A 10,438-nucleotide genomic window follows, 5' to 3' on the forward strand; every position below is an offset into this window, starting at 1 on the left:
TGAACTTAAAGTCAGGGGGGTCAGGGCGCTGGACGCGGGTTCAGGACAGCCCGAGTTCGTTGTCGATGAAGGCGAACAGCTCGTCGTTGGACGACGATCCGATCCGTTCGACCACCTCGGCGGAGCCGGAGTCGTCGGAGGCCTCGACCAGCTTCTCCAGGAGCTCCCGCAGCCGCCCGGCCACCTTCGTGCGCGCCTCGCCGTCGTCCAACACGTGCGAGAGCAGGGGCTCCAGCCTGTCCAGCTCGGCGAAGACCAGGGGCTCGCCCGTGTCGCCGTCCGGCAGGAGCTCCTCCCGCAGGTGGTCCACCAGCGCCGTGGGGGTCGGGTGGTCGAAGACCAGCACCGCCGACAGCCGCAGCCCGGTCTCCGTGTTGAGCCGGTTGCGCAGTTCCACCGTGGTCAGCGAGTCGAAGCCCATGTCCTTGAAGGCCATGTCGGGCTCCACCGCCTCCGGCGAGCCGTGGCCGAGGACGGTGGCCACCTGGACCCGTACCAGGTCCAGCAGCGCCCGGTGTTGGTCGGCCGGGGCGAGACCAGCCAGGCGGTCCCGCAGCGACCCGGTGCCGGCGTGCGTGGTCTCCGCCGCAACGGCCCGGCGCCGGGGAACGCGCACCAGGCCGCGCAGGAGCGCGGGGATGTCGCCGGTGTGGGCCTGGGCGCGCAGGGCGGCGAGGTCCACGTGGGTCGGTACGAGCACCGTCTCGTCGGTCCGAAGCGCGTCGTCGAACAGCGCGAGGCCCTCTCGCGAGCTGAGCGCGTTCAGTCCGGCTCGCGCGATGCGCTGGAGGTCGGCCTCGCCGAGGTCCCCGGTCATCTCGCTGCGCTGCTCCCACATGCCCCAGGCCAGGGAGACCGCGGGGAGGCCGAGCCCGCGCCGCTGGTGCGCCAGGGCGTCCAGGAAGGCGTTGGCCGCGGCGTAGTTGGCCTGGCCGCCGCCACCGAAGTTGGAGGAGGCCGAGGAGAACACCACGAACGCGGAGAGGTCGAGGTCGCGGGTCAGCTCGTGCAGGTGCAACGCCGCGTCCACCTTCGGACGCAACACCCGATCCACCCGCTCCGGCGTCAACGACTCCACCACACCGTCATCCAGCACACCCGCCGCGTGCACCACAGCCGACAACGGGTACTCAGACCCGATCCCAGCCAACACACCCTCCACCGCGACACGGTCAGCCACATCACACGCCACCACCCGCGCCTGGGCACCAAGCCCAGCCAACTCCGCCACCAACTCCACCGCACCCGGCGCGTCCACACCACGACGACTCGTCAACACCAAAGAACGCACACCGTGCTCCACCACCAGATGACGAGCCAACAACGCACCCAGACCACCCGTACCACCGGTGATCAACACCGTCCCCCGGCCGTCGAACGGCGGGGTACCCGGTTCGGGCAGCTCCTCGGCCGGGACCACCCGGGCGAGACGCGCCGCGAGCACCCGTCCGTCCCGCACGGCCACCTGCGGCTCCTCGGCGGTCAGCGCCGCCCGTAGCGCCGGGGACACGTCGCCGTGGTCCTCCGGGTCCAGGTCCACCAGCAGGAACTTCCCCGGGTGCTCGGTCTGCGCGGAGCGCAGCAGGCCCCACACGGCGGCCTCGGCCGGGGTGCGCACCTCGTCGGAGGACCGGGCGCCCATCGCGCCACGGGTCACGAACACCAGGTAGGAGTCGCCGAACCGCTCGTCGGTGACCCACGTCCGCACCAGTTCCAGCGCGCGGTAGGTGGCACCCCGTACCCGTCCCGCCAGATCCGCCCCGTCGTCGATGCCGGCCGCCTCCGCGGCGCCCGCCACCATGACGACGTCCGGCGGCGTGGCCCCGGAGTCGACCGCCTCGCGCAGCGCGGTCAGGTCCGCGTACGACACCACGTCGGCGCCCGCGCCCTCCAGACCGGAGCGCACCCCCAGGTCGTCCGTGCCCAGCACGGCCCACGTCCCCTCGGAGGCCGGAGCCGGCGCGCCGACGGGTACGGGGGTCCAGTCCAGCCGGAAGAGCGAGTCGTGCCCGGCCGGCGCTGAGCCGGCCGACTGGATCTGCCCCTCCGCCACCAGCCGCAGCACCAGGGAGTCGACGGTAGCCACGGCCCGGCCGCTGGTGTCGGCCACCGCGAGGGCGATCGAGTCGGGCCCGAGCGAGCTGAGGCGCACCCTCAGTTCCGAGGCACCGGTGGCCCGCAGCGACACGCCGGTCCAGGAGAACGGAAGCCTGGCCAGCCCCGCCTCCTCCTGCGGCACGAACATGACGGCCTGGACCGCCGCGTCGAGCAGGGCCGGGTGCAGTCCGAACCGCTCCGCGTCCGACACGTTCTCCTCGGGCAGCCGCACCTCGGCGAAGACCTCGTCCCCACGGACCCACACCGATCGCAGTCCCTGGAAGACCGGGCCGTAGGCGAAGCCGCCCGCGGCCATCCGGGCGTAGACGTCCTCGATGTCGATCCGTTCGGCGCCCTCCGGGGGCCATACGGCGAGGTCGGCCGCGCCGGTGTCGTCCTGTGCGCCGCTCCGCGCGAGCAGACCCGAGGCGTGCTGTGTCCACGGCTGCTCCATGGTGGAGTCCTCGGGCCGGGAGTACACGTTCAGCGAGCGCGTGCCGTTCTCGTCCGGTCCGCCCACCGCCAGTTGCAGGTGGACCGCGCCCCGCTCGGGCAGTGCCAGCGGCGCCGTGAGGGTCAGCTCCTCGACCCGGTCGCAGCCCACCTGGTCGGCGACGTGCAGGGCCAGTTCGAGGAAGGCGGTGCCGGGCAGCAGGATCGTGTCCTGCACCATGTGGTCGACGAGCCACTGGTCGGTCTGCGGCGAGAGGCGGCTGGTGAACAGGAAGCCGTCCGCGTCGGGCAGTTCGACGGCGGCGCCCAGCAGCGGGTGCGTCGGCGGGACGAGCCCCACGGCGGTCACGTCGCTGGCGAACGAGGTCAGGGCCTCCAGCCAGTAGCGCTCCCGCTGGAAGGCGTAGGTGGGCAGCTCCACCCTGCGGGCGTCGCGCCTGGCGAAGATCCGCTCCCAGTCCACCGCGACGCCGCCCACGTGGAGTTCGGCCAGCGCCGTCGTCAGCGCCCGTGCCTCTGGGCGCTCCTTGCGCAGCACCGGCACCAGGACCGGCTCGGCGGTGCCCTCGGGGCGATCCGCCACGCAGTCCCGCGCCATCGCGGTGAGCACGCCGTCGGGGCCGACCTCGACGAACCGGGTCACGCCCAGCTCTTCCAGCGCCCGCACCCCGTCCGCGAACCGTACGGCCTCGCGCACATGGCGCACCCAGTACTCCGGCGAGCACACCTCGTCCGCGCCGGCCGGCCGACCCGTCACGTTGGAGACCAGCGCGAGGGTCGGTGGGGCGAAGGCCAGCCCTTCGACGACCTCGCGGAAGTCGCCCAGCATGGCATCCATGCGCGGGGAGTGGAACGCGTGGCTGACCCGCAGCCGACGGGTCTTGCGACCCCGCTCGGCCCACTGGCCGGCGATCTCCAGCGCCGCGGCCTCGTCACCAGCGATGACCACGGCCGTCGGACCGTTGACCGCCGCGACGCTCACCTCGGCCTCACGACCGGCCAGCGATCCGACGACCTCCTCCTCGGACGCCTCGATGGCCACCATCGCGCCGCCCTCCGGCAGCGCCTGCATCAGTCGGCCACGCGCGGCCACCAGGGCGCACGCGTCCTCAAGCGAGAACACGCCCGCCACATGCGCGGCGGCGATCTCACCGACGGAATGCCCGATCACCACGTGCGGCCTGACGCCCCAGTGCTCAAGGAGCCGGAACAACGCCACCTCGACGGCGAACAGCGCGGGCTGCGTGAACGCCGTACAGTCCAGCAGTTCGGCCTCCGCGCTGCCCTCCGCCGCGAACACCACCTCCCGCAGCGGGCGGTCGAGCAGCACGTCCAGGTGCGCGCACACCTCGTCCCACGCGTCGGCGAACACCGGGAACGCCTCGTACAACTCCCGTCCCATGCCGAGTCGTTGCGCACCCTGGCCCGAGAACAGGAACGCCGTCTTGCCGGCCGCTCCCGCCGTGCCCCGCACGACGCCGGGCGTGGTCTCGCCCTTCGCGAGGGCGGCGAGGGCGCGCAGCAGGTCCGCGCGGTCCTCGCCCAGCAGGACGGCTCGCTGGTCGAAGAGCGAGCGGGTCGTGGCCAGGGAGTAGCCGACGTCCACCGTGGGCGCGAGCTCTTCGGTGAGGGTCGCGAGGTGGTCCCGCAGCCGCTCGGCCTGGCCCCGCAGGGCGGCGTCGGTCCTGCCGGAGAGGACCCACGGCACCGGGAGCCCGGTGGCGCCCGGGGCGGCCGTGGCCCGCGGCGCCTCCGGCTCGTCGGCGGCCGGCGCCTGCTCGATGATCGCGTGTGCGTTGGTGCCGCTCACACCGAAGGCGGACACCGCCGCCCGGCGCGGGTGGTCCGTCTCCGGCCAGGGCACCGTCTCGGTCAGCAGCTCGACGTCGCCCGCCGACCAGTCCACGTGCGGTGTCGCCTCGTCCACGTGCAGGGTCTTGGGCAGCACGCCCTCCCGCATGGCCATCACCATCTTGATGACGCCCGCGACACCGGCCGCAGCCTGCGTGTGACCGATGTTCGACTTGATGGCGCCCAGCAGCAACGGCCGGCCCTCGGGGCGGCCCTGGCCGTAGGTGGCCAGCAGTGCCTGCGCCTCGATCGGGTCGCCGAGGGGCGTGCCGGTGCCATGGGCCTCGACCACGTCCACATCGGCCGAGGCCAGCCGGGCGCCGGCCAGCGTCTGCTCGATCAGCCGCTGCTGCGACGGGCCGTTGGGCGCGGTGAGGCCGTTGGACGCGCCGTCCTGGTTGATGGCCGAACCCCGGACGACGGCCAGCACCCGGTGGCCGTTGCGCTGAGCGTCGGACAGCCGCTCCACGAGCAGCATGCCCACGCCCTCGGACCAGCCGGTGCCGTCGGCCGATGCCGCGAACGCCTTGCAGCGGCCGTCAAACGACAGCACGCGCTGGGCGCTGAACTCGACGAACGTGCCCGGCGTGGCCATGATCGTCACACCCCCGGCCAGCGCCACGGAGGACTCCCCCTGGCGCAGCGACTGGCAGGCCAGGTGCAGGGCCACCAGCGACGACGAACACGCGGTGTCCACCGTGACGGCCGGGCCCTCGAAGCCGAAGGTGTAGGAGATGCGGCCGGAGGAGACGCTGGGGGCGCTGCCGAGGCCGAGGTATCCCTCCACGCCTTCGGCGTCCCGCAGGATGCGTGAACCGTAGTCGTGGTAGTTGGAGCCGACGAAGACTCCGGTCTGGCTGCCGCGCAGCGCCACGGGGTCGATGCCGGCGCGCTCGAACGCCTCCCAGGACGTCTCAAGCAGCAGCCGCTGCTGCGGGTCGATCGCCATCGCCTCGCGCGGCGAGATCCCGAAGAACGCCGGGTCGAAGTGGCCGACCTCGTCGAGGAAGCCGCCCGCCCGGACGTAGCTGGTGCCGGCCTTCTCGGGGTCCGGGTCGTAGAGGCTGTCGATGTCCCAGTCGCGGTCCTCGGGGAACCCGGAGATCACGTCGCCCTCGGACATCAGCAGGTCCCACAGCGCCTCGGGGGTACGCACCCCGCCGGGGAACCGGCAGCTCATGCCAATGATGGCGATCGGCTCGTCGGTGGCGACGGCCTTGTCGAGCGCCTCCGGCCGCTTGGGCGCGGCGGCGGCCCCGGCGGCAGGCTGCTCACCGAACATCTCGGTGTGCAGGTACCGGGCCAGGACGGTGGCGGTCGGGTAGTCGAAGACGCAGGTGACCGGCAGCCGGAGACCGGTGACCACGCCGAGGCGGTTGCGCAGCTCGACGGCGGTCAGCGAGTCGAAGCCGAGGTCGCGGAAGGCGCGGTCGGCATCCACCGCGTCGGCGCTGTCGTAGCCGAGGACGTCGGCGGCCTGGTTGCGCACCAGCTCCTGGAGGAACTTGGGCTGCTCGGCGGGGGACAGCTCCGCCATCTCCCGGCGCAGCGCGGAGATCTCGTCGTCGCCGCCGCCCGCGTCCGCGCCGGCGGTGGCAGCGGGGCGGTTCAGCTCGGGCACCTCGCGGAACAGCGCGTTGGGACGTGAGCCGGCGAACTCCGGCTGGAAGCGGTCCCAGTCGATCTCGGCGATGACCAGGAACGTCTCGTCCAGTTCAAGCGCCTGCTGCATTCCGGAGATCGCCAGCTCGGGCGCCATCCCGACCACGCCGGAACGGTCCATCCGCTCGCCGACCTCGCCGGAGCCGAGGCCACCACCGGCCCAGGCGCCCCAGGCGATGGACGTGGCCGGAAGGCCGTCCGCCCGGCGCTGCAACGCCAGCGCGTCGAGGTAGGAGTTGCCCGCCGCATAGCTGCCCTGCCCCGGGCCGCCCAGGGTGGCGGCGCCGGAGGAGAAGAGCACGAAGGCCGACAGGTCCATCCCGGCGGTCAGTTCGTGCAGGTTCCGGGTGGCGTCCACCTTCGGACGCAACACCCCGGCCGCCCGCTCCACCGTCAGGGCGTCCACCACACCGTCGTCCAGCACACCGGCCGTGTGCACCACGGCAGTCAGCGGGAACTCGCTCGGGATCGCGTCCAGCACCGCCGCCAAGGCCTCACGGTCGGCCGCGTCACACGCCGCCACCGTCACCCGGGCACCCAGACCCTCAAGCTCCGCCTTCAGCTCGACGGCACCCTCGGCCTCCAACCCACGACGACTGGTCAACACCAGGTGCTCAGCACCCGTACGCGCCAACCAACGAGCCACATGACCACCGAGCGCACCCGTACCACCGGTCACCAACACCGAACCCCGGCTCTGCCAGGACCCTCGGCCCTCCACGTCCTCGGCGGCCGTGGCCCGCACCATGCGCTTGGCGTACACACCGGAGCCGCGCACCGCGACCTGGTCCTCGCCCTCCGCACCCGCCAGCACCCCGACCAGACGGGCCGCCGCACGGCTGTCCACGGTCTCGGGCAGATCGACCGCGCCACCCCAGCGCTGGGGGTACTCCACCCCCACGATCCGGCCCAGGCCCCACGCCAGCGACTGCAACGGGCTCACCAGCCGGTCGGAACGGCCCACCGACACCGCGCCCCGGGTACCGCACCACAGCGGGGCCGTGACCCCCGCGTCGCCGAGCCCCTGGACCAGCCCCACCGACGCGGCGAACCCAGCGGGAACACCCGCGAACGCCCCGTGCCCCGACTCGTCCAACGCCAGCAGCGAGAACACACCCGCCACGCCCGACGGCTCCACCGCCGCCGCGTCGAGTGCCGCCCGCAGCCGCTCCGCGACCGCCTCGCGGTCGTTGCCCGACGCGTCCAGTACCACGCGGACGACAGCGGCCCCGTTGGCCTCCAGCCCGTTCACCGTGGCGGACACGAGGGCGTCATCGGCGTGCGACGCGGGAAGGACGACGAGCCAGGTGCCCGAGAGGGTGGCGCCGGTGGCGGACGCCAGGGGCTTCCAGACCACCTTGTAGCGCCAACTGTCCACCGTGTTCTGCTCACGCCGCTGACGACGCCAGGACGACAGGGCGGGAAGCAGCGCCGTCAGCGACGACTGCGCCTCCTCACCCTCCACCTCCAGCGTGCGGACCAGCGCCTCCAGGTCCTCGCGCTCGACGGCTTCCCAGAAACGGGCGTCCACGGCGTCCGCGCCCAGGGCGCCGGCGGTGGCCGACATGTCCCAGGCCGACACATCCAGCCAGTACCGCTGACGCTGGAAGGCGTAGGTCGGCAGTTCCACCCGGCGGGTGCTCCGGCCCCCGAGCAGGGCGGTCCAGTCGACCGTGACTCCGCGCACGAACACCTCGGCGGCGGAGGTCAGGAACCGCTCGGCCCCGCCCTCGTCGCGGCGCAGTGTGCCCACGACCACGGCCTGGGCGTCAGCGGCCTCCACCGTCTGCTGAACCGGAAGCGTCAACACCGGATGCGGGCTCACCTCGACGAACACGGTGTGACCGTCATCGAGCAGAAGGCGGGTCGTGGCCTCCAGCTCGACCGTCTGGCGCAGGTTCCGGAACCAGTACTCGGCATCCAGACCCGCCGTGTCCACCAATTCACCCGACACCGTCGAGTAGAACGGCACCTCAGACGTACGGGGCTTCAGGTCCGCCAGGACCTTCAGCAACTCCTCGCGGATGGACTCCACATGGGCCGAGTGCGAGGCGTAGTCCACCGGCACCCGACGAACCCGCACCTCCTCGCCCTCAAGCTCGGCGACCAGTTCATCCAACGCACCCGGATCACCGGAGACCACCACCGAGCCGGGACCGTTGACCGCAGCGACCGAGACAGCGCCACCCCACCGAGCGATACGCTCCCGCGCCTGGTCGACCGGCAACCCGACCGACACCATCCCGCCACGACCCGCCAGACCACCCGCGATCGCCTGCGACCGCAACGCCACCACCTTCGCGGCGTCCTCCAACGACAACGCACCGGCCACACAGGCAGCCGCGATCTCACCCTGGCTGTGGCCCATGACCGCGTCCGGCACCACACCCATCGAACGCCACAGCTTGGCCAGCGACACCATCACCGCGAACAACACCGGCTGCACCACATCCACCCGGTCAAACCCAGGAGCGCCCTCAGCACCACGCAGCACGTCCGTCAGCGACCAGTCCACATGAGCCGACAACGCCGCCTCACACTCACCCACCGCCTCCGCGAACACCGGCGAGGAATCCAACAACCCCACCGCCATACCCACCCACTGCGCCCCCTGACCCGGGAACACGAACACCGAACGACCGGCGTCGCCGGTCCTCCCGCGTACCACTCCGTTCGGCGTGGCGGCGTCCTCGGCGATCGCCTCAAGGCCTTCCAGGAGCGCCTCACGGCCGGCTCCGGTCACCACCACGGCCCGGTGCTCGAAGGCGGACCGGGTCGTGGCCAGCGAGTGGGCCACGTCCGCCACGTTCAACTCCGGGCGTTCCGCGAGGAATTCACGCAGTCGGCCGGCCTGCTCCCGCAGCGCCTCCGCGCTACGGCCCGACACCGGCCACGCCACCGGACCGCCGGCGGCCTCGGTGCCGGTCTCGTCGGTCTCCGCCGGATCGGCCTCGGGGGCCTGCTCCAGGATGGTGTGCACGTTGGTGCCGCTCATGCCGAACGAGGACACCGCGGCGCGGCGCGGGTGCTCCCGGTCCGGCCACGGGGTCGAGTCGTTCAGCAGGGAGACGGCGCCGCCGGTCCAGTCGATGTGCGGGGATGGCTCGTCCGCGTGGAGGGTCTTGGGCAGGACGCCCTCGCGCATGGCCATCACCATCTTGATGACACCCGCGACACCGGCGGCGGCCTGCGTGTGCCCGATGTTGGACTTGATGCTTCCCAGCCACAGCGGCTGGTCCGCGGGCCGGTCCTGGCCGTACGTGGCCATCAGCGCTTGGGCCTCGATCGGGTCACCCAGCGAGGTACCCGTACCGTGCGCCTCGACCGCGTCCACGTCGGCGGCCGACAGGCGGGCGCTGGTCAGCGCCTGCCGGATGACCCGCTGCTGCGAGATGCCGTTGGGCGCGGTGAGTCCGTTGGACGCGCCGTCCTGGTTGATGGCCGAGCCCCGGACGACGGCCAGCACCTGATGGCCGTTGCGCTGGGCGTCGGACAGCCGCTCCACGAGCAGCATGCCGACGCCCTCGCCCCAGCCCGTGCCGTCGGCCGCGGCGCCGAACGGCTTGCACCGGCCGTCAGCGGCGAGGCCTCGCTGCCGGCTGAACTGGACGAACGCCGACGGGGTGGACATCACCGTGACACCACCGGCCAGCGCGAGTGCGCACTCGCGCTGGCGCAGCGCCTGAACGGCGAGGTGCAGGGCCACGAGGGAGGACGAACAGGCCGTGTCCACGGAGAGCGCGGGGCCCTCAAGGCCCATGGTGTAGGAGATCCGGCCGGAGACGATGCTCGCCGCGTTGCCGGTGCCCGAGTGGCCCTCGACGTCCTCCAGGGTCTCGGCCGCGCCGAGCGTGAGCATGGAGTAGTCCTGGCCGTTGGTGCCGACGAACACACCGGTACGGCTGCCCCGCAGGGACATCGGGTCGATGCCCGCGCGCTCGAACGCCTCCCAGGACGTCTCAAGCAGCAGCCGCTGCTGGGGGTCCATCGACAGCGCCTCACGCGGGGATATCCCGAAGAACGCCGGGTCGAACCGGTCGGCGTTCTCCAGGAAGCCGCCCTCGGTCGTGTAGCTGGTGCCGGGACGGTCCGGGTCCTCGTCGTAGAGGGCGTCGATGTCCCAGCCCCGGTCCATGGGGAATTCCGCGATCGTGTCGGTACCGTCCGCCACCACGCGCCACAGGTCTTCGGGAGAGCTCACCCCGCCGGGGAACCGGCAGCTCATGGCGACGATCGCGATCGGTTCCTGGTCCGCCGACTCGGCCTCCAGCAGGCGCTGGCGGGTCTGCTGGAGATCCGCCGTCACCCGCTTGAGGTAGTCGAGAAGCTTCTCTTCGTTCATTGTTATGTCACCCATGGAAGTAGTAAGGAACGA

Annotated in this window: 1 protein-coding gene; it reads right to left on the minus strand. The window is 72.3% G+C overall.

What is annotated here, in order from left to right; translation table 11 throughout:
• Positions 1-40 precede the first annotated feature (40 nt).
• The gene (locus tag OYE22_RS05455) at positions 41-10,405 is read right to left on the minus strand and encodes a type I polyketide synthase (RefSeq protein WP_277319348.1); all 10,365 of its coding nucleotides are present in this window, start codon (positions 10,403-10,405) and stop codon (positions 41-43) included.
• Between the last annotated feature and the right edge of the window lie 33 nt (positions 10,406-10,438).

Source organism: Streptomyces sp. 71268 (assembly GCF_029392895.1).
GTDB lineage: Bacteria > Actinomycetota > Actinomycetes > Streptomycetales > Streptomycetaceae > Streptomyces.

What these genes read in the sequence shown, in the direction of transcription:
- OYE22_RS05455 (WP_277319348.1), bottom strand. Translation starts at nt 10,405, where the DNA reads ATGAACGAAGAGAAGCTTCTCGACTACCTCAAGCGGGTGACGGCGGAT.